Origin of the sequence: Salipiger mucosus DSM 16094 (assembly GCF_000442255.1) — a bacterium.
In the GTDB taxonomy this organism is placed as follows: domain Bacteria; phylum Pseudomonadota; class Alphaproteobacteria; order Rhodobacterales; family Rhodobacteraceae; genus Salipiger; species Salipiger mucosus.
In genome coordinates this window covers 256,062-281,117 of record NZ_KE557274.1, presented here as the reverse complement: position 1 = coordinate 281,117, position 25,056 = coordinate 256,062, and the positions used below count along the sequence as shown (strand labels likewise).

The 25,056-nt window shown below is 60.6% G+C and carries 18 protein-coding genes and 1 pseudogene; 12 read left to right on the top strand and 7 right to left on the bottom strand.

All coding sequences use genetic code 11. The features are described from left to right. Window positions 1-123: 123 nt before the first annotated feature. The gene (locus SALMUC_RS07435) at window positions 124-1,338 is read left to right on the top strand and encodes a hypothetical protein (protein ID WP_020038239.1); all 1,215 of its coding nucleotides are present in this window, start codon (window positions 124-126) and stop codon (window positions 1,336-1,338) included. Further along, window positions 1,335-2,795 (top strand): hypothetical protein, encoded by a 1,461-nt coding sequence (locus tag SALMUC_RS07430; RefSeq protein ID WP_037371326.1) that lies wholly within the window; start codon window positions 1,335-1,337, stop codon window positions 2,793-2,795. The genes SALMUC_RS07435 and SALMUC_RS07430 overlap by 4 nt, the downstream gene beginning before the upstream one ends. Here the strand turns inward: SALMUC_RS07430 and SALMUC_RS07425 are convergent. Both SALMUC_RS07425 and SALMUC_RS30345 read right to left on the bottom strand, forming a co-directional pair. Next, window positions 2,780-3,682 (bottom strand): nucleotidyl transferase AbiEii/AbiGii toxin family protein, encoded by a 903-nt coding sequence (locus SALMUC_RS07425; protein ID WP_020038238.1) that lies wholly within the window; start codon window positions 3,680-3,682, stop codon window positions 2,780-2,782. The two genes, SALMUC_RS07430 and SALMUC_RS07425, sit on opposite strands and share 16 nt — an antisense overlap. Next, window positions 3,679-4,449, bottom strand: a complete 771-nt coding sequence (locus SALMUC_RS30345; RefSeq protein WP_021120010.1) for a type IV toxin-antitoxin system AbiEi family antitoxin domain-containing protein — start codon at window positions 4,447-4,449, stop codon at window positions 3,679-3,681. Before SALMUC_RS30345 ends, SALMUC_RS07425 begins: the two co-directional genes overlap by 4 nt. 283 nt (window positions 4,450-4,732) lie before the next feature. Between SALMUC_RS30345 and SALMUC_RS07415 the strand changes: the two genes are divergently transcribed. Continuing rightward, window positions 4,733-5,986 carry a glycosyltransferase family protein gene (locus SALMUC_RS07415; RefSeq protein WP_020038236.1) on the top strand — a complete coding sequence of 418 codons (1,254 nt, stop codon included), beginning with the start codon at window positions 4,733-4,735 and terminating at the stop codon, window positions 5,984-5,986. A 14-nt stretch (window positions 5,987-6,000) separates the two neighbouring features. Continuing rightward, the gene (locus SALMUC_RS07410; RefSeq protein ID WP_020038235.1) at window positions 6,001-7,863 is read left to right on the top strand and encodes a tetratricopeptide repeat protein; all 1,863 of its coding nucleotides are present in this window, start codon (window positions 6,001-6,003) and stop codon (window positions 7,861-7,863) included. Between the two features lie 93 nt (window positions 7,864-7,956). Here SALMUC_RS07410 and SALMUC_RS07405 read toward each other — a convergent pair whose 3' ends face one another. Continuing rightward, the gene (locus SALMUC_RS07405) at window positions 7,957-8,277 is read right to left on the bottom strand and encodes a DMT family transporter (protein ID WP_020038234.1); all 321 of its coding nucleotides are present in this window, start codon (window positions 8,275-8,277) and stop codon (window positions 7,957-7,959) included. Between the two features lie 361 nt (window positions 8,278-8,638). Here SALMUC_RS07405 and SALMUC_RS07400 point away from each other — a divergent pair, with 361 nt between their 5' ends. The 5 genes from SALMUC_RS07400 (at window position 8,639) to SALMUC_RS29640 (ending at window position 19,065) form a co-directional block, all read left to right on the top strand. Next, window positions 8,639-10,717, top strand: coding sequence for a midas domain-containing protein (locus tag SALMUC_RS07400; protein WP_020038233.1), 2,079 nt, complete (start codon window positions 8,639-8,641; stop codon window positions 10,715-10,717). An 18-nt stretch (window positions 10,718-10,735) separates the two neighbouring features. Then, window positions 10,736-16,225, top strand: a complete 5,490-nt coding sequence (locus SALMUC_RS07395) for a strawberry notch-like NTP hydrolase domain-containing protein (protein WP_020038232.1) — start codon at window positions 10,736-10,738, stop codon at window positions 16,223-16,225. 6 nt (window positions 16,226-16,231) lie between these two features. Then, window positions 16,232-18,490 carry a hypothetical protein gene (locus SALMUC_RS07390; protein WP_020038231.1) on the top strand — a complete coding sequence of 753 codons (2,259 nt, stop codon included), beginning with the start codon at window positions 16,232-16,234 and terminating at the stop codon, window positions 18,488-18,490. 104 nt (window positions 18,491-18,594) lie between these two features. Then, window positions 18,595-18,900 carry a type II toxin-antitoxin system TacA family antitoxin gene (locus SALMUC_RS28750; RefSeq protein WP_084513928.1) on the top strand — a complete coding sequence of 102 codons (306 nt, stop codon included), beginning with the start codon at window positions 18,595-18,597 and terminating at the stop codon, window positions 18,898-18,900. A gap of 27 nt (window positions 18,901-18,927) precedes the next feature. Further along, on the top strand, window positions 18,928-19,065 hold the full coding sequence (locus tag SALMUC_RS29640) for a hypothetical protein (protein ID WP_020038230.1): 138 nt from the start codon (window positions 18,928-18,930) through the stop codon (window positions 19,063-19,065). 54 nt (window positions 19,066-19,119) lie between these two features. Here SALMUC_RS29640 and SALMUC_RS07385 read toward each other — a convergent pair whose 3' ends face one another. Next, entirely contained in the window at window positions 19,120-19,938 is an 819-nt protein-coding gene (locus SALMUC_RS07385) for a hypothetical protein (protein WP_020038229.1), read from the bottom strand. Window positions 19,939-20,160: 222 nt separating this feature from the next. Between SALMUC_RS07385 and SALMUC_RS07380 the strand changes: the two are divergent. Then, window positions 20,161-20,478 (top strand): annotated as a pseudogene (locus tag SALMUC_RS07380) (transposase); the annotation flags it as partial. Between the two features lie 52 nt (window positions 20,479-20,530). On the opposite strand, the gene SALMUC_RS29635 reads toward SALMUC_RS07380, so the two are convergent. The 3 genes from SALMUC_RS29635 to SALMUC_RS07370 are packed head-to-tail and all read right to left on the bottom strand — an operon-like array spanning window position 20,531 to window position 21,795. Next, window positions 20,531-20,659: a type II toxin-antitoxin system TacA family antitoxin gene (locus SALMUC_RS29635; protein ID WP_021120008.1), complete on the bottom strand. Its 129-nt coding sequence runs from the start codon at window positions 20,657-20,659 to the stop codon at window positions 20,531-20,533. Window positions 20,660-20,695: 36 nt separating this feature from the next. Continuing rightward, complete coding sequence (locus tag SALMUC_RS07375; protein WP_020038227.1) at window positions 20,696-21,397, bottom strand: RES family NAD+ phosphorylase; 702 nt, start codon at window positions 21,395-21,397, stop codon at window positions 20,696-20,698. Further along, window positions 21,394-21,795, bottom strand: a complete 402-nt coding sequence (locus tag SALMUC_RS07370; protein WP_020038226.1) for an MbcA/ParS/Xre antitoxin family protein — start codon at window positions 21,793-21,795, stop codon at window positions 21,394-21,396. Before SALMUC_RS07370 ends, SALMUC_RS07375 begins: the two co-directional genes overlap by 4 nt. A gap of 1,030 nt (window positions 21,796-22,825) precedes the next feature. On the opposite strand from SALMUC_RS07370, the gene SALMUC_RS07365 reads away from it, so the two are divergent. Together SALMUC_RS07365 and SALMUC_RS07360 are read left to right on the top strand one after the other, a co-directional pair. Next, window positions 22,826-23,860 (top strand): replication initiator protein A, encoded by a 1,035-nt coding sequence (locus SALMUC_RS07365; protein ID WP_198014533.1) that lies wholly within the window; start codon window positions 22,826-22,828, stop codon window positions 23,858-23,860. 169 nt (window positions 23,861-24,029) lie between these two features. Continuing rightward, window positions 24,030-25,046, top strand: a complete 1,017-nt coding sequence (locus SALMUC_RS07360) for a helix-turn-helix domain-containing protein (protein ID WP_021120005.1) — start codon at window positions 24,030-24,032, stop codon at window positions 25,044-25,046. Window positions 25,047-25,056: the final 10 nt, after the last annotated feature.

Sequence of the window (25,056 nt, the reverse complement as noted above, 5' to 3'; positions counted from 1 at the left end):
AAACGCGCCAGGAAGTCAATCACAACGGCCGATGTATCCTTATCTTAACTTGTTGACATGCATCCAGGTAATGTGTAGGCCGTACCCCAGATAGACAAGAATAGCTGCTCAATGACTGTCGCAATGGAAGAATACATCCGCCGTGCGGGACCCTTTGCTCTTTGGGAGGCCCTTTTCGGCTGCCATCCCGAAGACACCGATGTTCTTCAGGGTGAGGAATCCCATGGCGCAGCCATGATCGAGGAAGTTCTGCAAGGCGTCGAGGCTTCCGGACTGAGCCCCGTGTCCATCGGTTTCTCCGACAACAGGACTCAAGATATCACACCGGGAACACTGGCGCTCCTGCGCACCAAGATCATGTCAGGTGTCGTGCTCTCGGCAACATCGGCCAGGAGTGCGCGAAACGCGGCCGAGGTTGGTGATCATGCCGACTGGGAAAGCATGGCGGCCGGCATCTTCTGTGTGATCGGCCAACTGGACGAGATGGACAGTGTTCTGCCGCAGATCTATGCCGATGTGCCGGCCAAAGTCACGCGGAGACTGAAATCCCTCCCTTCCCCGCCGGCCATTCGCACGTCCGGCGGCAAGCCCTGCATCGAGATCCGCCTGCGTGCGCCGGAGCAACTCTGCGCCTTCCTCAACGACATGGTGGAAGCCGCCGTGAAGGGTGTCCTTGAGCGGGCCTACGAGAGCACGCCCCTGTATCGACTGCCCGAGACCGATGTCTCCTACTTTCCGGAAGAACTCGTTCGCCTCGAAGAGGATGATGTCGAGCGCATCAACGCCATCGCTGAGCACTGTGGCGACCGCATCGACGCCGAGGGCTGCAGCCTGAAACGGGCGTTTTCATCCTCGCCCTTCCGCCGGACGCTGGTGCAGAACCTGATCGACCGGATCACGTCCATCTTTTCCGACGAAATGGCGCGCTACGGGGCCGTTCGGAACGGGAATATCCTTTCGCTCGATGTCCCCACGGGGAATGATCTGGGCCCGGTGCTATACCGTCTGTTCGGGGATCCGTCTTTCGAGCTCGAAGGCCTTCTGTGTCAGGAAATCGCACACGGCGTGTCGATCACGTTGCCCGAAATCCCCGAAGCCGCGCCGGAAACATTCCTGCTGCCGCCGAAGCAATCTCTTCTGTCGGAATTCTTCATGTCGCATGGCGGCGCCGATGCCTGCCTGTGCATGTGGGAGACGGAGAACGAAATCCCGGATCGCTATTACGATGAATGTGGTCCGATCCACTCGGTTGTCCCGGTAAACGCCGCATCGGTCCAGGGCGCCGTCGAAGAGATTTCAGGAATTTTCCAGCGCGACGCGTTTGGAGCCATCGAATGAGCAATTTCATGAACGAAGCATACGACTACTTTCTTTTCATCCAGGACACCGAAGAGCTGCGCGCCATCTCCGAGGACTGGCCGGACAACATGGTCACTGTCATCGCAGTCGACACCCGGGAGACTGGACGGAACGCTGAACTCACCATTCATCCACTCCGAAAGGAAGAGATCCCGGACCGGCTGGCGGACATCGGGGAAGCCGACGGCATCGCCCGGGAGGAGCTCCTGGTCGTTCCCGCCATCCAGGGATACGGATCCCGGCGGCTGAGGTTCAGCCAGGAACAGGCCATCGTGAAGAAGGTCGAGGAAGAGATCCATCACGGTGATCTTTGCCACGATGCCGAAAGCTACACCATGAATTACCAGTACGCGCTGGACGAGGGCCTCGACCCCGGGGCGGCAATGCACGGGGATGTCATCCCGGCAGACCGACCGGAAGACGATCCCGAAGACGCGGACACCGATTTCGACGATGTCATGTCGCCCGAATATCCCTCGGGGACTGAGCACCCTGTCGATGAGAGCTCATTCGAAGACACCTTCGAGGGGCCGGAAGGCATCGCGCGGGAACCTGATCCAGTTCCGACAACGTCCGTGATCGAGGAGGTTCCTCAGAAGGTTCATCATCAAGAGGTTCATCAAGAGGTCCATCAAGAGGTAATCCCGGAAGCTCCGGCGGCACGGGATACCTTCGTCCCGGACCCTGTTCCGGAGGCGGTCCCTGCCGAGCGGTTCGATGAGAGCAACGGTATCCGGCACTTGCGTCGGGAACCGGTCCCGGATCCGGCTCCGGCGCCCGAACCCGCACCGGAGCCGGAAACGGAAGCCGATCCCATCATTGAACAGGTCCCGGAAAAGACCCCCGAACCGCGGCAAGCCGCAGAGCCGCCGGCGCGTACGTTGCTGTCTCCGATCCGTCGGACCGGTCAGGAGATGATCGTGGATGTCGATGGCGATACCGGGGAAAGATACCGGGCCGAGGCGGTGTCGGTCACCGAGGGCGGCGGGATCGAAATCCGTGACGTTCCCTCCTATGCAGGTGAGCTCACCATCCCCGAGTACCTGGTCGCAAGCCCCCTCCACGACCATTTCCAGGGTGCCGAATACGCAACGGTCCACCTCCGGGACGGGCGTGTCCGGGTGACCCCGATCCAGTCGGCGCCCCGGCCGGAAACACCAGCACCCATGCCCCAGCCGGCCGAGGAGCCCGCCCCGGAGGTTATCCGGCACGTTCACAAGACGCCCAGGTCCATGTCGCTTGCCATGATGATCCTGGCCCTTTGGGCCGTCCTGTCATCGTTCGGCGGGTACTTCCTGTGGATCCAGTATGATCGGATCCAGGAAAGCATCGAGGTTGCGGGAACGTCCCGTTCGCCCGGCGAACTGGAGCCCGCCTATCTCGACAACCTGCGCGACAGCATCATGGAAGACATCCAGGGTCAGGCCGGCGAATAACCGGCCGAGCCCTCTCGCGCGAGATCGAGCGGCGTGGTCAATCGGTCCCTGATGGTCGTCACGACATCGTGGAAATCAGGAACCGCGTCCCTGAGGTTGGTGCTCTCGTTGAACTTGGCCCATTTGCCGCGGTTCTCCTCGGCGTATTCCTCGGACAGCGCCGGTAGGTCATCCGGCAGGTCGCGCTCCTGCTTGGCAAAGGTCTTCTGGAAAGCTTCCGCGAGCATGTCATCAGAAAAGTCGAACTTCTCGAACAGGATGTGCAGGTCGTAGTAGTCCCTGATGCGCGTGTTGAAGGATCCGAAACTGGCCAGGGCATGTAGCTTTTCCGACACCGCGGTCTCCGGCGGATACATGTGGATCTTCGGCATCGGCAGCGGCGTCTTCTTGTCGGCTCGGAACAGGCACGGATAGTCGCCATGATCGACGGACGGGGTCACCGGATTCCCGAAGCTTACATCGATCCGCACCGGGATCGGTGACGTGTGAAGCTTGGCCTTCATTTCGATCTTCCCGCCGTCTGCGCCCCCTTCTCTCTGGTAGGTGTCGGCCACCGTTTCCGTCAGGAAGTCGATCCCGTCGTCGTATCCGAGGTCATCCGGCGTCATCTGGCTCAGGGCCAGGACCATTTCCTTGAAACCGGCAAGATCACCATCGTTCAGGCCATTGATGTCGATGTCGGCTGTGGGTCGGAACATGTCACCGTCATTCCAGGCCGGCAGAAGCATGCCGCCCTTCAGGCAGTAGTCATCGGCCCAGCGCGATGCGGCCAAGCGACCGAGAAGGCGCTCGTTGGCGTACCGGATCATCATGAAATCCATGGTGACCCGTTGTTGGCGGGCCTGCTGTTTGAGCTTGTCCTTGATCGAGGCGCCGATGTTTTTCATGCGATTCCGGGTCCGTTGCTTTGGTACCCGGCAGGAAATGAAGAAGCGTGATGGCTCTGAGGCGCTCCCCCCATGAGGTCGAGCATCTCCACATCCTGCCAGATGCGATCCTTGACCGAGAAGGTACGGGCGTAGTCCGCAAGTTTCTCCCGGTCGAACTCCGGTTTTTCCATCGCGGTTTTCAGGACTTTCCGGGGGAGCGTGGGATCGTGGAGGTTTGATGAGTACCGAAAGATGTCGGTGACCGTGCGCTCGAGATTGGTGATGCGGATATCCGTCCCCTGGAATGACTTGGTCTCCACGCCCAGGCTCAATGCCTCCGCCTTTCGCCATTTGACCGCTTTCACAGGTGGGTAGTCGAGCCGCGGCGGGCGGCGGCCGTGCTGAATCCCGATCCAGACCTGGTGGGGAACATCCAGCGACAGGCCGTGGTAGGCCACTGCGCTCATCATGCAGATCACGGCATTCGGAGCCTTCGGAATGACTTCCTGGAATTGCTCGAGGTACATGTTGTCGTCTTCAACGTCAGGTGTCTCCTCGGGATCGGGCCGCAGATCCGGAGTGAGTTGATAAGTTCCCCACTCCATCCGGTCCAGGTCACCACGACGGATCATTGCCGAAAGGGAATTGGCGCTGACGCCGAGATCGAGAAGTTCTCTCCATCGCACGATCTTTCCGTCGGCCAGGTGATCCCTGACGACAGTTGAATCCTGGTCGACGCGTGTCGAACTCCGGTGGAACAGGGTGTCGAGATCGACCTTCAGCATTTCACGGCTCACCATTTGACTGCTTCGCAAGTTGTACACATCCATGCAGAGGTCAATATTTTGCCCGACCGCAAGCTCTTCTCCAGCGCGCCAAAAGAATAGTTTAACATCTAAACAGTTATATTTTTTGCACCCACTTTCGATTTTGGGTGCAAAAAATACTGGACGTGTATGCCTCAGGCATATTCTTTATGGAAGTGAGTGCTCATGAGCGTTCGTCGCCCGATAATCCGCGCTTAACACCGTCATGGTAGGGTTCCTCAAAGAACAGAGGAACCCCTGAATGAAGTGTGCGGTCATCACGCCCATCGGCCCCGGTCATGCGGAGCTGTACCAGACGCAATGCCTGGCCTCAATCCGGGCCGCAGCAGCCTACTCCACGGGGCCCTTCGATGAGATCATCCCGTTCGGAATGGATGACACCGCCGGGACCTACGGGCGTTCAGCCCGCCGCAACTCGGCCATCCAGGAGGCCTCCCGGGCCGGTGTCGAATGGGTGTTCTTCCTCGATGCCGACGATGTCCTGGCGCCCAATGCCTTTGAAGCCTTTGGCGACATCATGAAATCGGAGCCGGATCTGGACGCGGTCTGGGGTCTCATCTGCAACTACGATCAGCAGGGTGAGCCGGTCCTCCGAGAAGGCCAGGTGGTGTCGCTGAACTCGCGCGAGGAGTTCCTGGGGGTGAAGCCCTACTTCTCCATCCAGATCGGCGCCTTCATGAAAACCGAGTGCGTGGCGCGGTTCGGTTTCGACGTCGACCTGAATGCCGGCGAGGACTTCAAGCTCTACTATCAGATGTGGGAGACCTTCCGCTGTGCAAAGCGCCCGGCGATCTTCTTCATCAATCGGATCGGTCAGCACAGCTCCGGACCCCGTTCTGCCACCGGCCGTGACTGGGTCGAGACAGTGCACCGTCAGTGGTACGAGCAGATCCGCAATGCCGCCGCTGTTGCATCCCTGCCCCATGGCTCGGACGAAGGCGAACCGCTGCATGCGCCGATTTCCAACCCGGATGATCCGATCCAGGCCGTGCACACGGAGTGCGAGTTCTTCGCGCGCCCAGCGCTGGATGCCCTGAAAGACCGCTTCGGGAAGGATCGTCCTCTCCGTGTGCTCCAGGTCGGTGCGGACCGGGGGAACAACCTTCTCTACTTCGACTACCACATGACCCTGGACCGGCTCATGCTGGTCGAGCCAGATGCCGAAGCCGCGGGAATCGTCACGGATACAGCCCGGATAAACAGGTCTGACGGTCGGCTCGACACGGGCGGGATTGGTGCCTGCTGGGAGGACCTACCCGGTCTTCTCTACACCCAGTCCGTCGATCTCATCACGATCAATCAGCCCGGCCACGAGGTGGAGATCCTTGAATCGCTGGCCGCCGAGATTTCTGCCCAGCGCCCCCTGGTCTGGGTGGAGATGGCCCGCGGCAACGTGATGCCCGTCATCCAGCATCTGTCCCGGGCGCATCGCTACCGCCCCTGCGGCAACTTCGGCAACGCGTCGACCACCAGCTATTTTTTCTCAAGCCAATAAGGACGAACATTTTCATGAGCTATTCGCGGAAGGAACGCCGCTCGCTGATTGCGCGGGCATCCAAGAAGTACGGCATCAAGGGGGAGAACGCGCTCAAGATCCACGAGGCCTATCGGGCCATCGAGGCCCCCTCCCCCGCCAAGGATGCAGCAACCGCCAGCCGGAACGCCTCGGAGGTGGTCCAGGCCGGCGTGAAAAGTCACCACCCGTGGCTGATCCTCGGTGTGGTGGCCCTGTCCCAACGGGAGGGAGAGACCGCGCTGAAGTTCTTCCAGGAGGGGGCCAAGCTCAAGCCCGGCAGTCACGAGATCCGCGCCGGCATCGGCAAGGCCAGGACCCTGATGGCCGACCCGTTCACCGCGGTGCAGGAGTTCCAGGAAGCCATCCGTCTCGGGAGTACCGACGAGGCCATGGCCACCCTGTTCGCAGAGCTCATGCGCCGCATGGGCCGCCACAAGGTCTGCGCCGACGCGGTGCTGCATATGGCGGAGCGGGCCCGGTCGGAACCTCTCTACCGGATCGCAGGCGAGACATATCTTGAAGCCGAGTTCTTCAACGAAGCCGTGAGCTGTTTTATTCGGGCTCACCAGATCGCGCCATCCTCCCGTGGGGCCCGCCTCGGCCGGGTGAAGGCCGACATGCTCATGCATGACTACCATAGCGTTCTCGACCGCGCCCGGACGCTGCTCGAGGAGGAGGCCAGCGACGAGCTGGTCGTCATGCGCATGAACGCGCTTCGCGTCCTCGGCAAATTCGATGAGGCGCTGGCGGAGTTCGAGGATCATGAATTCCAGCGCCCCGAGGATTACCAGCGCGGGCTGATGGTACGCTCCAACATCGAACAGGACCTCGGCCGGGATGACGATGCGCTCGCCACCTACGAGGAGGCCTCCTTTGTCTCCGATCACGCGGCCAACGCGCTCGGCAAGGTTATGGGCTCCTTCCTTCTGCGTCGTGGCGACTATGACCGGGCCTGGGAGCCCTACGCCGCACGCCACCCGAAATCGAACCGCGGTGCGGTGCCGCTCGAGAACGCGTCCCCCGAAAACCTGGCCGGCCGCGAACGGGTCTTTCTCATGGAGGAGCAGGGTGTCGGTGACCAGTTCGCGCTGCTTCCGATGGCCGCGGCAGCGCTTTCGACGCTCGGAGTGAAGGAGGTCTTCTTCGTCACCGAGAGCCGGATCGCCAGGGCACTGGGCGCCAACAGCCTGGCGGTCACCTGTATCGACAAGGAGGAATTCGACGATGGACGTCATCGCGTGCAGGATGGTGAATGTGTTTTCCTGGGGGATCTATGCCGGTTCCTCTCTGACCTTCGCGGCAGTGATCCTGAAAATGCTGCGTTCGGCGGCTATGTGACCCTGGACGAGGAGACTGTCCGGGCGAAACGGCAGCGGTACGGGGGACAAGCCGCCGGCCGCCCGATCTTCGGCATTTCCTGGAAGAGCGCCGGCAGCCTGTCGGGCTACGTACGGTCCATCGATCTCGAGAGGATCCTGAAAATGCTTCCCGAGAACGCCTTCGTGGTGAGCTTGCAGTACGGCGACAACCGCGTTGAACTCGAACGCGCCCGGAAAGCCTTCCCCGATATGAAGATCGTTCAGGATCACGAGGTCGATCCCGTGGCGGATCCGCACGGCTCACTTGTTCAGCTCGCGGCGCTCGACCGGGTTATCACCATCGACAACACCACAGCGCATGCGGCCGGCGCCGTCGGTCATGAAAACGCGACCCTGCTTCTGCCCTGTGGCTCTGAGCGCATGTGGTACTGGGGCGTCGAGGGCAACTCCGACCCGTGGTATGGGACACTCAACGTGATCGCCCAGACCACTCCGCGAGACTGGGACAGTGTTCTGGCCCAGTTGACGGCCGCCTGACCCGTCAGCGCGTGAAGCTGCTACCTCCGGAGGTCCCTACCCGGAGGTAGCTGCCGTGCGGTTCTTCTGTCGGAAGCCAATTCACCGTGAAGTTCACGTGGGACTGCCCAGCTTCATCGTCAGGATCCCGCCTGTGATCAGAAGTGCTGCGACGATCCGCGCAAGCGTGACAGACTCGCCGAGTACAAAAATACCGACAACAAACGCACCAATCGCACCGATCCCCGTCCAGACCATGTATGCCGTTCCGAGGGGCAGCGTTTTCATCGCAACCCCCAGAAGGCTGAAACTCGCGATCATGGTTCCAACCGTGATGGCAGTCGGCGTGATCAGAGAGAAGCCGGCGGACCTCTTCATAAAAAAAGCCCAAACAATTTCCAGCACTCCGGCGGCAAAAAGACAGGCCCAAGCCATTGTCGAACTCCTTGTGCCGGGTCGTCCCGCATGGTGATTTTCCGAGAGGTCGTCCTAGGTGCGGATATATGCCTCCCCCGGATGGTCGGCAACCTGGATTCGACCAACGAACTGTCATGAGACGCTCTGAAGCGACAGCGCGGCAACGTACCTGAGGCTTCTCGCAGTCGCCCGAAGAGAGGCTCCCTGAACGGCCGTCGGGAAGAAGTTCTCGACTAGGAGAAACGATCAGGATTTCTTCACAAGTTAACCTCTACCTAACCTACGGGGGCGGCTTCACTGCTATCGTCTTCATGTTTGTGGATTTCACTATCCACGGACACTTGACGCCTTGAACAACAATCCTTTGCAGAGATCCGACATGCCAGCAGCATCGCTCCTGAAGACCATCGCCACCCAGAACAAGACTTATGCGCAGAAGAGCGCCTCCCCGCACGAGCGGATCATCGACCGCATCAAGTCGGTGCGTGTCGACCGCTTCGAAAAGGTCGGTGAGCAGATGAGTGTTGTCGGCACCGACCTCGCCACGTCGGAGAAGGTCCGCATGTTCCGGGATTGGTCGCGGAGCCCGCGGGTGAAGGAGGTCAATCCGCTCGAGAAGGCTCCGGACACGGTCGAGCCGGGCGGCGTCATCATGTTCACCGATGTGCGCCGGATCACCGGGATCGATGGTGAGGATACCTTCTCATCGGATGGTTTCGTGACCGTGTCTCGGAATGCAACCCGGGAAGAAGCCGAAGTCATTCATGATGTCGAGGCCTTCGTGGATGCTCCGGAGAGCCTGGAGAACGGCGACCTCATCCAGATGTTCAACATCGTCCGGACGGAGGAGGCCAGCAAGACGACCACGCCCGAAGAGTTCTTCCAGGCCTTCAAGACGTTCCTCGAAGAGCGCGGGAGCGCTGAAGACAGCGTCGTGATCCGGGGGTTCTCCGAAGCCGACGGCATGTCCTCGTCGATCCGGGTGTTCGTGGGCCCGAACGAGACATTCCGTGATCGTATGACCCGGTTTCTCGACGAGGATCACTACATCGAGATGGCCGGCGAGATCGAGGGAACCTATGAGGTCAACGGTCGCGACCTGGTCGCCTCCCTGAAAGATCCTGAAAATGACACCCTCTGGGAGGTCATTCCCGTGAGCGTTCTGCGCAAGCGTCTTACGGTCCGCAACGATCCTGAATTTTCCCGGCATCTCGAGGAAAAGGCGGCCCTTCTGTTTCAGAACTTCGTTCACATGGGCGACGGTGCCCTCACCGGGTGTCGGAAAGTTTCCCTCGGCCTGCGCCACAGCACCTACGGCAGCGGGGCGCGCTTCTCGGACGTCGTCTCGGCCTTCCATGCGCCCGGCAAGGCGCGCCCCCTGGCCATGATCGACACCCCGCACGTGAATGGTCTCGACAAGGTGTTCCCCGGCTACGGGAATGACCGGATCTACACGGTTGGCGATGATGAGCCGGACATGGACTTCAGCGCCTATATCGACGACCTGGCCGGCGAGTTGCAGGCCGAGAACATGGATTTCCTGGATCAGCCCGGGCTTCCCGATGTCACACCGAACGCGGCGCCGGATACGGCAGCGGATACGCCGGCCGAGGAAAGCATGGTTGCTCCGCAAGCCGAAGAGCAGGCCGTCACCCCCGCTTCCGATGACCTCGACATCGATCTCTCCCTTTTCGAGCCAGACGCGCCAGAAGAAGAGAGCGAGCCCACCGAGGCAGCCCAAGCTGCGGAGGATCCGGAGGCGGCTGAGGAGCAGAACCCCGATCCTGAAAAGGAACAAGATGGCGGGACGGCTCCCGCACCGGAGGAAGACGGCGATCTCGAGGTGAACCTGTCGGAGCTGCCTGACGAAAACGCGGATCCTGAAAGCGATCCGGACGTCCCCGATCAGCCCGAAGCCGGAGTGGAGGCCGATGATGATGATCTGAATATCGACCTCTCCGCCCTGGACGACATGTCGGCGAGCGAGGAAGACACCCCCTCCGCCGAAGAGGCAACATCCGACCCTGCGCCCGTGGCCTCGGAAAACACCGCCCAGGGCGGAGACGAGCCGAGTGACGACCTGACCGTCGATCTGTCCAGCCTCGAGCCGGAAGCAGACACGCCGGAACCGGCCGCGACCGCGGAGACTGTCACGGAACCTGCCTCCGCGCCAAAATCAGAACCCGAGCCAGAGGACCAGTCCGTTGGCTTCGTCGATCTCGGTGACGCCGACGCGGATGCATTCGAGGTCGACGACTTCCTCGCGGAACCCGAGCCGGACACGGCCCAGAATGGCCAGGATGAAGAACCCCCTGCTGATCTCGAGGTTTCGGACCAGTCTCTTGCTTCTGACGGCACAGATCCTGAGCAGCCCAAGGATAGTGATGAAAAAAAATCAGAGTCCGAGGAATTGATCGAAGGAAACTTTGACGCTATTGCGGGCGCACTGAAATTCTAAGAACAGGCTTATGAATAGATGAGTACCCCGAAGAACATCAAATGGCTCGACCTCTCCGCGTACAACGTCAAGCTCAGCGTCCTGACTGTTCCCAAGGGCGATGACAAGCAGCGCCTGCTCGTCCTGGCGAAGGCCGCCGAGCAGGCGCCAGAGTACGATGCCATGGGTGAGGCAATGGGGCTCAGGAAGGTCGAGCGCGGCGCCGACTCCTTCTACGTCTACCCCGACGGGGAACGCTTCAACCTGGGAGACCTCCGCTCCAAGCTCGTTGATGGGGGCTATGACCAGGTTTCCGTCACGGAGGTGGCTGTTTCCTCGGTATTCCTGAACGTTGAGGCCCCGCAGCCCAAGGCCGAGCCGGCCGCGGAGCAGGCGGAAGAGCCCGCGCCGAATGACCCCGCGAAAAGCGCGCCCGAGCAGGTTTCAGGCCCCGAGAAGGATCGCCTGGCAGAAATCATGCGGACGACCTACGACGTGGGGGTGAACAAGGATGGTCACCACGTTCGGTCTTTTGACGGGGACGGGGAAAATCCCGGCGCCCGCATCGTCCTGACCGAGGACGGGACTGTCACCAACGAAGCCGACTCCGACCAGAAAGGTCTCTTCCTTCGCAGCGTCGATGACCGGTCCTTCAAGGATTGCATCGCGGCGTTCGGCGAACGGATCATCGCTGGCGAAGTGAAACGGCGATCCGACGTCGAGGACTTCCTGAAAACGATCCATGGCACGGAATCACCGACCTCGGAGCAGGAAGACTCCTTCATCCTGGCCCTCGACAACTACTTCTCCGGATGGCTGCGCCGGCATTCCGACCGTTCTCTGAACGAGCTGTTCCAGAAGGCCACGCAGATCACAGAGAACAGTGCCTATCGCACGCGAACCGAGCAGGCGGAATCCGCTGTCAGCGACATCAACATGCCGATCTCCATCGTCCTGCACCGGATTGCCGGATCGCTGTCCGAAGACGATACCAACGCGGTTTTCGTGAACCCCGGCAAGGGCGCGCCGTTCGCCAAGTGGAGGCGCGGCCAGGACGGCAGCATGCGCATCTTCGAGAGCCGAGAGGACGAGGCGGCGACGATCCGCACCTTTTCCCGTGAGCTCGGCCTGCGCGGCGAAGATCCCATCGATGGCAGCGAGCCGTCCTACGATGGATCCGACGTCATCGTGGCCAATGTCGCAACCGGATGGACGGACACCCCGACCCTGCGTAGCGGAGAGACCTTCAGCCGCCGGGAATTTCTGGAGATTTTCGACGCGCTGGACAAGCGGTCCGAGGATGGCAACGCGATCTTCACCTTCCCCCTTGCAGCGGACGGCAGCTCGGACGAGGAATTCGACCGGTTCGTGAAGGTGCTCGGACAGCACTACGCGGTGGAAGGCAACGCCCGTATCGACAGCACCGTCCACGCGGCAAAAGCCGGTGGCGACAAGATGGTCATGCTCTCGGTCGGCACCCGGCGCCCGGAGCCTCTTGATGAGCCGCACGAAGCCTCGCAGCGCCGCCGGGACATTTTCGATTTCGGCGCCCTCTACACCTGGTCTTCCGAGGTCATCAAATCGCGGGCGAAGATCGCCAATTACCTGGCGGCGCTCGATGAGGATCGCGAAGCGGAAGCGACCGCGTCCAAGGCCGAGCGCAACGAATACCAGTCGCCCTACGTATCGGCCTCCCGTGTCGGCGAGCCGGAGACCATGTCGCCGAAGCACCTTGAGGCGCCGATGCGCCAGGCAATGGCCAATGTGCTTCGCAACCACCCGGATATCGACGAGTACGTCGCGAACGGCCTGGGGATCACGAAAGATGAGCTCGGCCAACGCTTCTCTCCGGAGCAGGTCGACGCGATGGCGCTCGAAGCCTTCGGTGAAGAACAAGGCAAGCAGGGGTTCCATATCGGTGACCAGACAGGTGTCGGCAAAGGTCGCACCGCCGCGGGCATTGCCGGCCGTCATATCCTGAACGGCAAGACGGTCGTCATGATGACCGCCAAGACCGCCAATATTTCCGACATCCTTCGCGACCTCGGCGATGCCGGCGTGCTGGAGCACGTGAACCCACTGATCTTCAACAGCGGCACCTTCGAGTATGCCGACGAGAGCACAGGAGAAACGCGCAGGTTCGATGGTCTCACCAAGGACCACGCTCTCGACATCCTGACGGACGTGCACGTCGAGCAGAAGTGGAACGAGGAAACCGAGCAATACGATGACGTCGAAACCCGGGAGGTCGCCTTCCCCGAAGGCTACAACCTGGTGATCGCGACCTACAGCCAGGTGTCGCGCGACCTTGAAAAAATGGAGCACGAGCAACCCGACTCGATGATGACCGCCAAGATCCGGTACTTCGAAAACCTGATCGACGAGAACACCGTGTTCATTCCCGACGAGGCGCAGAAGGCCACCGGCAACTCGAACACCGGGCGCAACATCCGTTCCGCCATCGAGTCCGCGGATCGCACGGTCTTCATGTCCGCGACCCACGCCAAGGGCATCAAGGAAATGGGGCTCTACAATATCCTCTTCCCGGAATACCTGGACGAGGAGACGCTCTACGAGATCATGAACAAGGGCGGCGAGAACGCCCAGGAAGTGATCTCGTCCATGTTGGCACAGAACGGTGTCTTCATCCGCCGTGAGCACGACAACTCGAAGCTCACCTTCGAAACGGTGGACGACGAGGACAACTTCGACCGGAACCGCCAGCTGGTGGATGCGATCTCGCCGATCCTGTCGGAGGTCGCCTTCCTGTCCGGTGACGTGAACCGCCGTGTTCAGCAACGGGTGGAAATGGCCGAGACCGAGCTGGGCAACCTTCGGGCGGAGCGAGAAGCCGTTGCCCTCGATCCGCAGGCCGAACGCAATGATCGCCGGCAGGCGAACAACAACGTCCAGCGCCAACAGGCCCGCGTGAAGAGCATCCAGAACACAAAGCTGGGCTTCGGGTCTCCCCTGTTCCGCATCATGAAAACCATGATTTCGGCTGTGAAAGCCGACAGCATCGCCAATATGGCCATCGAGGATGTTCGCAATGGCCGGAAGCCGGTCATCATGGCTGACGGGACCCAGGGCGCCCTCTTCCAGGAGCTCTACGAGACGCAGCAGGAAGAGGAGCTGGAAACCGCCCCGGAACCGAACATGCGTGACATGCTTCGTCGCGAGATCCGCAACATGTTCTCGGGCGGGATGCAGTCCGGTGCCCAGCGCACCGCAGAAGAGTACATGGGGGAGAATGCACCAGAGCTCTACGAGCGGTTCTTGGCCCGGCAACGAGACGGTGACGAGCGCTCCGCCGAAGAGTTTCTCAGGGACGCCGATCCTGACACGGCGAATGCCTACGCGGACCATGTTCGCCGGTACGCGAGCCGGACTGTCGAGGAATTCCTGGCCGACGAGGATCCGGCACTGGCCGAACGATACGAGACCATCAAATCGCTGATCGACCAGATCCCGGCACAACCGATCTCCCTGATCGACACCGTCCGGAACCGTGCTGCGGATGCCGGCCTCAATTTCGGGGAAATCACCGGTCGGGGCCACGAGTACAGCGGAGGACGCATTCGCCGTCGAAACCGTCCACGCACCATCGATGTCGTGAACGAGTTCAACAACGGTGACATGGATGGTGTCATCCTCAACAAGTCCGGTCTCGAGGGGCTGAGCTTCCAGGATGCTGCATGGTTCAAGAACCACGGGCAACGTGTGCTCTACGAGGGCGATGCACCGCAGGATATCAATGACCAGATCCAGGGATACGGCCGCATCAACCGCCGTGGCTCCCTTACGAACCCGAAGATCATTGCCACCAATTCCGGCATCCCGGCGGAAATGCGGATGCACGCATCGCGGAACCAGAAACTCCGGAAGCTGAACGCGAACGTGTCGTCCAACCGGGACAGCAACACGCTGATGGAGAACATCCCCGATATGCTGAACGGCGTCGGGGACACCGTGTGCTCCAACTACTTTGATCTCAACCCGGAATATCTGCGCATGCTCGGGTTCGACGAGGAGTTCGCGGAAACGAACGAAGCCAACCTTGCCGTGGCGAACGAGGGGGACCAAGCGGAGAGCAAGCGTTCTGCGAACCAGATCCTAGGTCGCATGCTGCTGCTGCCATGTGCCCTGCAGGAACAGGTCCTGGAAGATCTGCAGAATGACTTCGAGGCCTACATCGCCGAGCTTGACGCAGAGAACAAGAACCCGCTCAAGCCCAAGGCCCTGCCAGGTGTGGTCCACCAGCAGTACAGGGATCTGTTCGAGGGGCCGACCGAGGAAAACACGGTCGATGCCTTCGAGTCCCCGGTGTTCCTGGAAGACTGCGTCATGGAGACAACCGCAAGCCCGCTGACCGGCGACGACGTGGACCTCATGGTCAACAACGCACTGGAGAAGGGCGAGGGTCGCGACACCGCGGCCCAGATCGAGCGCATCGAGAGCGAGCGCGCCGACCGCCTGAACCGTCTGATGCGCACGACTCAAGGGTTCGAGACCGTTGAACAGGCCATCGAGGCCGGCAACAACAAGATTGCCGATGCCAACACGCGGATGAGCCAGCTCCAGACTCTTGTGGAGAACGTGAAGCCCGGCTCCGAGATCCGTATCGATGGATACGATGGGGACATGGGCGAAACCGGCATCGTGACCTCGGTGCAGTATCCAGATCCGCGCAAGAGCGCTTTCGCGGCGGCGAAATACAAGATCCAGGTGGTCGTTCCGGGGGATGCCACGCCACGCCCGGTGAGTTTCGACACATTGCTGGCCGACCGTTTCTTCCGGCGTGATGAGCTGAACAACGGATTCCATATCTGGGACGGGCTCAACGATGCCGACGATGACCGCGTCGACGCGATTTTCGCCAGCTTCGACCGGTCACGGGATTTCAAGAAGCGCCGCAAGGTCCAGTTGCTGACCGGGAACCTGTTCCGGGCTCTGCAGATCGCCCAGGAGAACAACAACATGGGCACCATGTGCGTCTACGAGGATGGCAAGTCGGGCATCATGAAGCGCGGCATCGTTCTCCACAAGGACGCCCTGGAAGGCCGGCGAATCCCGGTTGCCCTGCGCACGCCGGAAATGGTGTTTGATGCCCTGCGCGAGAACCAGGCGATCTCCATCTTCCCGGACCGGGATCTGTCCAAGCGTGCGCTTGTCCTGAGGTCGGGCACGAACGGATACCACGTGACGTTCCCGTCTCCCAACAACAAGGACTTCGGCGGCATCTACGACTCCGAGGTCGTTGCGGCCCACTACGACAGGGCCCGGGAGAACGACGACGGTGGAAACGGTCGACGCATGATGGCGGCGGCCCAGATCACCGACGAGGACGAGATGCTCGAGCTCATCCGCGGGATCATGGACGACAAGAGCGTCCGTTTCTGGGCCGGCTCCTCCTACCGTGACTGGGCCAACGACTGGTCCAACCGGATGAACCTTGCACAGATGGAGGCAGATCCCACTCGACAGAACAACGATGTCGAGCTGCCCGAATACTTCGCGCAGGCGGGATAAGTATACATGAGCAAGACCACCAAAGACCTCGTCGCCGACGTCTACGCGCGTCACAAGGAAAACCTCATCGCCGAGACAATGGACACGAACGGGGGCATCGCCCTCGTCGTGTCGGACCTGGAGCGCAAACCCGCGCATGTCCGGGTGCTCGCATTCGACGAAGAGAAAAAGCGGCTCGACAGCTTCGGATTCCTGGAAAACAACCGAATGCAGCGACAGGATCTGCGGCTGCAGAAAGTGAAGGAGCAGGCCCGGAAACTCGCAGACGCCGGCGAAGCACGATCATCAATGGCCGACTTTCAGCCTTACCCGGCTTCGGACTCGATCCGTGATTTCGGCCTCTTCGGGAAAGATCCTGAAATCGGAGAGGTCGCATTCTCGGCATTCGAGACACGTGTGCGGTCCGAACTCGACAGGCCGGATGCCGACGCCGTGCTCGAGAATTTCCAGAAGGACAAGTTCGTGGCCGCCGAGACCAGGCGCCTGCGCAAGCCTCTTGCGGATTTCGGCGTCGATCCGATCCACAAGGACGCGGTCCGGGTCCTGGACGCGCTCGACACGTACGACTGGAAGACCCTGCGCTTCTACGGGGGCGATGACGAGCGTGGCCTGTATCGCCGCCAGGCCGCGGAAATCTACCCGCTGCTCGCGGATTTCTTCGCGCACAACTCCAGCTTCTCGCGCCAGGTGATCCAGAAGCAGAAGCCTCTGAATGCCGAGCTCGCAAAGGTCTTCGGCGTGAAGGAGAAGTCCCTGAAGCGCCTCCGTGGCGTGGCCTGGAACACGAACGGGCTGAGCGTGAGCGAGATCGTCGATCATGCCAGCGCGATCCCGCCGGACTGGTTCCCCAAGGACGAGGACGAGTGGAACGCCTTCACGACCGTATCCAAGACCATCGGCCGCCGGCTCAAGAATGCGCTGGGCGAGCTCACGGATCGCCCGCTCGATGTGCTCTACAAGGGCAGCAAGGGACAGTGGCAGGAATTCCACCGCCGTTGTGCCCAGGCATTCATGGACACCCGCCCTCCCCAGGGGATCGATCCTGATTTCGAGAAGCAGATGAAGGAGACCATCGACTGGAAGAAGGTCGAGAAGGCGGCGAAGCGCGGCGACGAGGACTACCGGTCGGCCGTGGGCCGCCAGCTCTCCAAGCTCGAGTTCTCGGACCAGGAACTACGCGATGATGTCCGGGACTGGATGCTGGGCCTCTATCGCCCAGACATGTCGGAACACAATCTCCAGACGGCCGTCGACCAGACCATGGAAATGGTCGAGTTCGTGCGGAACCACGTCGTGATGCCCGCTGCCGCCACCGCGGTCACCCGGGTCGGAAACATCGACGACATCTGCATTGCGGGAAACCAGTTCCATGCGGCCCGAAACACGGCGATGCAACTCCTGTTCATGCCCGATCTGGAGAACCCGTCTTCCGGAAAGACAGCGCCCAACATTTTCGAGAACACGCGCTACTACCTGAACGACCTGGCGCGCATTACGGCCAACACCATCGGCGATGGTCTCGACGTCAATTCCCTGCAGAGCCTTCCCGAGGGGCATTGGCCGCGCCTGTTCGGCGGAAATCCCCAGGCGCCCAATGGGATCTACTTCGAAAGCCTGACCTGCACGGATGAGCTGGTGGCGGAGGGAAACAATGGTCGCAATGCAGACGGGACGGAAGGCCTGAGGCATTGCGTCGGCGGCTACACGCACCAATGCCAGAGCGGTTTTCAACATATCGTCAGCCTGCGGCGGGCCTGCGAAATAGAGGACCCCAGAACCGGACAGAGACGTCAGTCCTTCCAGAGACTGGCGACGGTCCAGTTCGACAAGATCGAGAACTTTTCGCGCCCTCTGAAACGCAGACAGTTCTACGCCGTCCGGGACACCCGGCCGACCGATGACATGCGCGCGGCCCTCGAGTGGTTCGAACAGTCCGTCCGGGCCGAAGATCTCGCGCTGAACCAGGATCAGATCCAGGAATACATGGCTGCCAACGGCGAAATCGTGATGCTCGACGAGGTCGAGGGGATCTGTGGCTACAAGTGGAAGGAACCCGAGAACATCAACAACGCCATGATGGCCGTCGGCCGCCTCGTTCACCGCGCGGTCACCAAGGATGTCCGCAGCATCGATGACCTGGTCCAGCATCCGGTTCTCAAGCCCACTGTCGGCTCAATCGATCCGATCTATGGTGCCACGATGCATGACATCCCGGACAGGCCTGAGCCTGAACCCGAGGCGGCAGCCGACGCCCCGGTGATGTGAGCGTTCCCGGAAGAGTGTTCGGAATCTGACAATTGATTCCCGATGACTTCAATTGTGCGCCAGTTTGACGTATATGTGGGTTCAACGCGTCACAGGAGGCGGTTATGTTGCCATTTGTTGATCAGATTCTGGAAGCAGAAGGCCGTGCAGATGCACGGATGAGTTTCCGAACCAAGGCTCGCGTCAAAGCGACAATCCAGAAGGCAGCCGCGCTTTCCGGAGTGGATGAATCCACGTTCACAATGTCTGCGGCATACGGCCATGCGCTCAAAGTAATCGATACACATGAGAACACCTTTTTGAAGGATGTCGATCATGAAATGTTTTTTTCCGCACTGGACAACCCGCCAGAACCGACCGATGCTCTGAAAGCAGCGTTTGCGCGGTATGCAAATGAGCTAAAGCGCTAGGCGCTGGAAATTATTCTCTGTAAGTGCATGATCTCCACACTCAGCGACCTCGAGTCCCTGACCCTGGGCCCGCTCGTAGAGGAAACATCTGGAAACGACACGCTCTTCGATGAACCGCGCGCGCAGCATTTCGACGGCGACGGCGCGGCAGACTTCGAGATCTAGTTGACCGGCGTGATGCACCTGACGGCTGACGATTTCCTGAACTGATATGGGGACCTAGCTTTCCGGCACTGGCCTCCATTCAAGCTTGGTGCCGCCTCGCACTCTGCGGCGTGAGAACCCTTTCGGCCGCGGGATGGGGTTCAGCCTTTTCCCGGCCGGTATCATTTTCAGGATCTCTCGGTCCCCCTGCCCTTCGGATGCTGCGCGCCCCGTTTGAGACATCAACAGGACACCGATCATGAAAAGGGCCTCGGCCGACGCCTCCCGGCGAGCCGAGCCGGCCATTGTATCGATGTCGGGGCCCCTGTCCCTCAGATCCTCGAGCACCTCCATCTCCTGCACGTAGCCCTCCGGCACGTGCGTGTAGATCATCGACATCATGCGGGCCCAGCTTTCGGCCGCCACGTGACTGTAGGAATGCCGGGCGCGTCGCGCGAGGTCACCCAGGTGCTCTTCATCCCAGGAGAAGAACGCGGGCGCATGATCGACACGCCCGTCCGGGAAGCGCCAGGCAACCGTCCCCAACACCAGCCTTGTGTCGTCATTCGCGTAGGCAATCATCACTCCGACCCGCTCGGGATGCTCGACATCGTGCATGAGCACGTCGACGTCGGTCCGTCGCGCCCGTTCCGACCATTCGAACCAGCAAACCCCGTCCGGCAAAATCAGGAAGTCGAGGTTGTGTTCGAGTGTGTGGGGGCGCTCATTGAGCGTGTCGGTCACGGACGTCGCCATCTCGTCCGAGATATCGAACCTCCGGGCGGAGGGCAGCAGTGCCAGCAAACGTTCCCGTTCGGGGGCCCCGGGAACCGAGGCCAGCATGGCCTGCAAGTCTTCAAGCAATGACTTCTGTGCGTCCTGGTCCTGATACATGAGGCTCCTTGCGTGTCGTTCGGTGATGAGCGACCTACGCGAGGCTGGTTAAGAGGTAGTGTCCCAACGCTTGGTGTAGGAGGCCGCGCGCGGAGCCCCCGGCGTAGCGCAGCGCGCGGCCGGGTGTAACGCTGGCGGCCACCGCCGATCTTCGAGAAGGTTCGGGTTGCGAGACCTTGAACCAAGAACGGAGATGACGATGACAGAATGACGCTGATTGAGCTGGTTGAGAAGCAGGCGAGGCTCGGCGCCCTCATGGACGCTTCGCGCGACGACGTCCTCGCCTACATGGATTTTCCGCGTGAGCATTGGGCCCAGATCGCGTCGACGAACCCACTGGAGCGGGTGAACCGGGAGATCAAGCGCAGGTCCGACGTCATCGGCATCTTCCCAAACGACGAGGCAATCGTCCGTCTCGTCGGCGCGCTGATGCTCGAGACCAATGACGAATGGACGGTTGCGCGGAGATACATGTCTCTTGAAAGCCTGGCGCGTGTCACCGACACTACAACCGTCAGGCTGTCCGCCGTGGCGACCTGATCAGCCTTGGACCTCTCCGAAGGTCGGCGCTCTTACACCACGACCTGGGACGTCACCGGTGAAAGGCAGAGCGCAGGGCTTCGGTCGGCAAAGGCGGCGAATCTATCGCTTCAAAGAAGTGCTCATGGTCGATCTGCTTGAGATCGGTGCGGTCTGGGCTTTCGATATCAGGCGTTGCCATCTTTTTAGGCCTCCAGGCCAAGTATGGTTTTGCGGATCAGCCGACGGCCGCAACCGAGTAGTGCGGTGTCCCATCCCACACAAGATCCCAAGACGCGCCGGGCCGGACGTTCTGAATTGCATGGGGCTCGAAGCAGACCAGGCAATTCCCGCCCGGTGCAGGAGCCCGGACCGAAGGGTAAATCAGGCCCTTGGATCCGCCCCGACGCAGATGCTCGGCCAGGCTTTGGCCCTCGGGATACCCGACAGCCGTATCCGGATGCAGCGCCGGATGACCTGCCTCATCGGTCATATCGTCGAAGACGCCGATGAAGTCGGCAAGCAGTTCCACATAGCGGGCGCTGTCGTGGAAGCTGCCGGTAAAGCCGAGTTCGCGCGTGCGGTGCCAGGCCACTTCACTGACGGAGACCATCACATCCCATGCGCAGTACCAGGCGCCTCGCTCCTCTCTGTTGAAGCGGTTTCCGCCGGCGCGGGTGTAGGTGAAGGCGGCGTTGACATGACTGTCGCCATAGATTCGCAGATCGCGGCTCCGGCGTTGCCAAGCAAGTTCGCGCGGGTCCAGATGTGGGTTGCGCCCGCGTTCGGCCTGTAGACGTCCACTGGTCAGGCCCTCGATCTCTGCCAAGATCTCCATCTCGTCATCGGTATCGACGAGGCCGCGCAGCGATGGTGGCTTGTGGTAGGTGGCGGGCAGGAGACGAACGAGACCGCGATCAGAAATCTCGGTCGGCTTCATGCCCCACCACGCAACGCATCAAGATAGGTCCGAACCGCGAGGATCTGCGGCAAACCCCCGTCGATGGCGGTGTCGACTGGTCGGCTTCCACCAAAGAGCGGCCCCTTGTTCGGTCGGGTGAACCAGCTTTTTGCCAGAGGCTCCGAGAAGTAGAGTTCGAGCGACTTGAAGATGCCAATTACAGCGCTGAGCCGCAGCAGTTGGTCCTTGGTGAGCTCTCCCGCGAAATCCGGCTTCTTGGCGCGCTTCCACGTGCTCTCTGACATGTCGGCAAGGCCAGCCGCTTCCTTGAGACTGAGACCCCAAGCATCGGCCACGCGTGCATAAGCTTTCAACGCGACCGCGTTGATCTGTGCGGGTTCCCGGATTTTCTCTGCAACGTGCATGGCGTCCTCCATTGGCTTCAATATGGTCCATGTGGACTTACTGTAAAGATCAAATGAACTTTACGCTAAGATCTCTCGGGCTTATGTAGTTATTGCACACGGGGGCTTGCACTGTCGCAGTTCATGCCAATTTGGCATGGCATGCCAAATTCTAAGTTTTCCTTCTCAGAGATCGTGAGGCAGACCGGAACAGAAGAGCAGGCCATCGCGTTCGCGGAGCGGCTCCGCTGGGGAGACCGGGCGCACCCTCACCCTGTTGGAGGACGCTGGCGTAGTTGCTGGTCCATTGTCGGTCGCCTCCGCGTCCCGAATGGTCCATTGTGAGTGTTCAGAGCCAAGTGATACTCGGTTTTCCACGTCCCGGATGGTCCGTTCACCCGGGAAGGGACGGGTTTCAGGCCAATATTACGCGTCGTTGGTGGTCCATTCGTGTTTGGAACACGTCGCCGATGGTCCATTCTCGCCCCGACCACGTGCCGGCTGGTCCATTGGTATCTCGATTGGAAACCGCGTAGTTTCTGGTCCATTCTCGTTAAGCCCTTGTCGCAGCGTAATTTTAGGCGCCACCTCTCCTGCGATGGACCGCCCAGCACGTGGCTCGTCAGACACAGAGCAAAGGGAAACCTGATCGACGTAGTTGCCGGTCCAACAGGTCAGATCCGACGGCCCTGCCGGCCCCTCTGAATCAGTGGTCTCGCGGCCCTGAATCTCGATTCGAGAGACGCATCCCGGGCGGCATTATTTATCCCGCAAATTCAATTAGTTAAACAAACGGACCAGCAACTACGCGATTCCGGTGGGACTCGCTCCGGGGTCGCGACAAAGGTCACAAGCTAAGCTGGACGGACCGGCAACTACGTGCCATGCCTCGCGCGGTTCGAAAACGGACCGGAAACTACGTCAAGTTTCCGATGGATGGACCCGGAACTACGTTGAAATCCGTTTGCCACCTCAAGGCCTCGTGTAGACAATGGCCCCCAACGAGCAGAAAACACAAAATGGGGCCGGTCCAATGGCTTCTACGGGACATGAGACAGTCGATGTGGCAGCACTTGATGGTGTCGAGCACTACGAGGTAGGTCAACTGGACCTCGACCTCGGAGATAGTGGACGTGTGGCCGGCATCGGCAACAAGCCGCTGCTCATGGTCTTCAAGTTCTTTGCTCTCGCCACCACCGAACAATCTCTGGTTACGCGTGCCCCCTGGGACGGGGTCTCTGTCGAGCTCCGTTGTGAACCCAACCCGAAGTATGGGCTCGCGACGCAGTTCGACAAGCACTTCTTCATGTTTGTCATCTCGAAGATGGCCCACATCAAACGCACGTGCGGATCAACACCGAGGAAGGTCGACGTCACTATTGGTGAGTACCTGCGCGCGACCAACACCACCTCGACCGGCTACGCCTATGACCAGGTACGTCTGAGCATCCAACGCCTTCAGAGCATGCGCATCTACACCAACATCGAGATGAACGGCCGCGGCGTGGACGAGTGGTTCAGCTGGTTTCAACGCGCCAGCATGCATTACGAGACGCGGAATGTCGGCGGCAAGGAACGTCGGTGCATGACGTCGTTCACGATTGAGCCCTGCGACTGGATCGTCGCGGCTCTCGAGGAAGACGCCGAGCTGCTGACCTATGCGCCCGAGTACTTCCAACTCAAGAGTGCCTTCGTTCAGCGGGTATACGAGGTCGCCCGGGTCGAAAGTGAGCAGGAGATCTTCAAGATCAGCCTGGAGCGACTGATGCTTCAGACCGGCTTCGGGCACGATGCCAAGGCCTTCCGGAAGAATTTCAGGAGGCAGGTCGTCAACTCGTCTGGCACCGGCCAGACGAACGTGCCTGAACACGCTGTCTACGCCTTCACCGCGGCCGCCCCCGAAACGTCGGTGGACTGGAGCCAGCGCGTGAAGGCGGAGGATCAATGGTATGTCTTCGTCCGGAACGCGCCCCAGCAGGCCGTTCTGGAAAAACATCTCGATGACATCCCCGAGTGGGAACCGTCGCTGAGCGACTACGAAATGCGTACGATCACGCCCAGCGCGGAAAAACTGAAGGAGGCCGTGATGACGTCCTGACAAAAAAAGAGGTGACCAGAGCGGCAACTCCGATCACCTCCTGAAGACACAAGCCCCGAGGGGCCGCGCTCTCTTTCGCACCTTGAGCATAGGCATCCTCGGACAGAGCAGCAAGACCAAAGAGACCGGAACGCAAAATTCCGGCCGGGGCAGACCTATGAGCAATGATATGTCGACGACCTTTCACAGGTCGCCGGGGTGGTGGTATGCGCACCCCGAAACGAACGGCGACCACATAATCGTCCTGAACGCGCTGATGTTGCATGCCGACGCCAAGACCTTCACCTGTTTTCCTTCTCAGGGACGCATCGGCGAGATGCTGAAACGTTCGCGGGCCTGGGTGAACAAGATCATCCGCGAGCTCGTGGAATTCGGTTTCATTCAGAAAACCCACCGCACGCGCAAGGACCGCGGGATGTCGAGCTGCGAGTACCGCATCGTCTATCATGACCCCCGTGTTCCGGACGACGACATGGGGTCCAAGTCCAGCGGAAATCATGATTTTTCTGATGCGCCCACGGTGACAGGGGATGTCAACCAGGACGACACGAACAAGACTCAAACTAAAAATCATACTCTCTCTGAAATCTCGATTGAGGATTGGGTTCCTGCTCCTTCGACCCTGGAGACGATGACGGCAGCATCCGGCAAGTCCATCGCAGAGCGCTTCGTTGCCAAGTTTCGTCGGAAGGTTGCAGAGAAAGGTTACCAGTATGCGGATTTCGACGTTGCCGTGCTCGAATGGTTCGAGGCGGATCAGCAGCGAGGGTTGGTAACCCAGAACAAGACACGGCCTTCCAGGACGGATCGCAACAAGCGCTCCACGTCCCCCGCCCCGTCTCCGCAGATCGATTTCACGGAGTTCCTGAATACCTCCGAGGTGATTTCGACCCCTGTGAGAACGGCCGTCGTCCGGATCGGGGAAGGTAAACCGGTGAGCCCTGACCTCGATGAGGCGAGCCGTTTCCGTGCCGCCTGCCTGCTACTCGCCCGAACGAAGGGCGTGGGCTTCTACAAGGCGTGGCTCGCTGAGCTGGAATGCGTGGACAACCTCGGAGGTGTCATGCGGGTCTCCGGAGGGACCCGTTTCCAGAGGGCCCATGTCGAGACCAACTGCGACAGCGATCTGCTGGCCTGCTGCAGGATGCTGGGGATCAATCTGCACCGCCTCCGGTACGTGCCATAGATCGACGCCG

Bases quoted from the DNA above. Each gene is read 5' to 3' on its own strand.
- SALMUC_RS07385 (WP_020038229.1), bottom strand. From the start codon at position 19,938: ATGTATCAGGACCAGGACGCACAGAAGTCATTGCTTGAAGACTTGCAG.
- SALMUC_RS29635 (WP_021120008.1), bottom strand. From the start codon at position 20,659: ATGGCAACGCCTGATATCGAAAGCCCAGACCGCACCGATCTCAAGCAG.
- SALMUC_RS07360 (WP_021120005.1), top strand. From the start codon at position 24,030: ATGTCGACGACCTTTCACAGGTCGCCGGGGTGGTGGTATGCGCACCCC.
- SALMUC_RS07375 (WP_020038227.1), bottom strand. From the start codon at position 21,397: ATGAAGCCGACCGAGATTTCTGATCGCGGTCTCGTTCGTCTCCTGCCC.
- SALMUC_RS07415 (WP_020038236.1), top strand. From the start codon at position 4,733: ATGAAGTGTGCGGTCATCACGCCCATCGGCCCCGGTCATGCGGAGCTG.
- SALMUC_RS07405 (WP_020038234.1), bottom strand. From the start codon at position 8,277: ATGGCTTGGGCCTGTCTTTTTGCCGCCGGAGTGCTGGAAATTGTTTGG.
- SALMUC_RS07435 (WP_020038239.1), top strand. From the start codon at position 124: ATGGAAGAATACATCCGCCGTGCGGGACCCTTTGCTCTTTGGGAGGCC.
- SALMUC_RS07425 (WP_020038238.1), bottom strand. From the start codon at position 3,682: ATGAAAAACATCGGCGCCTCGATCAAGGACAAGCTCAAACAGCAGGCC.
- SALMUC_RS07390 (WP_020038231.1), top strand. From the start codon at position 16,232: ATGAGCAAGACCACCAAAGACCTCGTCGCCGACGTCTACGCGCGTCAC.
- SALMUC_RS29640 (WP_020038230.1), top strand. From the start codon at position 18,928: ATGATCTCCACACTCAGCGACCTCGAGTCCCTGACCCTGGGCCCGCTC.
- SALMUC_RS28750 (WP_084513928.1), top strand. From the start codon at position 18,595: ATGTTGCCATTTGTTGATCAGATTCTGGAAGCAGAAGGCCGTGCAGAT.
- SALMUC_RS07430 (WP_037371326.1), top strand. From the start codon at position 1,335: ATGAGCAATTTCATGAACGAAGCATACGACTACTTTCTTTTCATCCAG.
- SALMUC_RS07395 (WP_020038232.1), top strand. From the start codon at position 10,736: ATGAGTACCCCGAAGAACATCAAATGGCTCGACCTCTCCGCGTACAAC.
- SALMUC_RS07410 (WP_020038235.1), top strand. From the start codon at position 6,001: ATGAGCTATTCGCGGAAGGAACGCCGCTCGCTGATTGCGCGGGCATCC.
- SALMUC_RS07400 (WP_020038233.1), top strand. From the start codon at position 8,639: ATGCCAGCAGCATCGCTCCTGAAGACCATCGCCACCCAGAACAAGACT.
- SALMUC_RS07370 (WP_020038226.1), bottom strand. From the start codon at position 21,795: ATGGAGGACGCCATGCACGTTGCAGAGAAAATCCGGGAACCCGCACAG.
- SALMUC_RS30345 (WP_021120010.1), bottom strand. From the start codon at position 4,449: ATGCTGAAGGTCGATCTCGACACCCTGTTCCACCGGAGTTCGACACGC.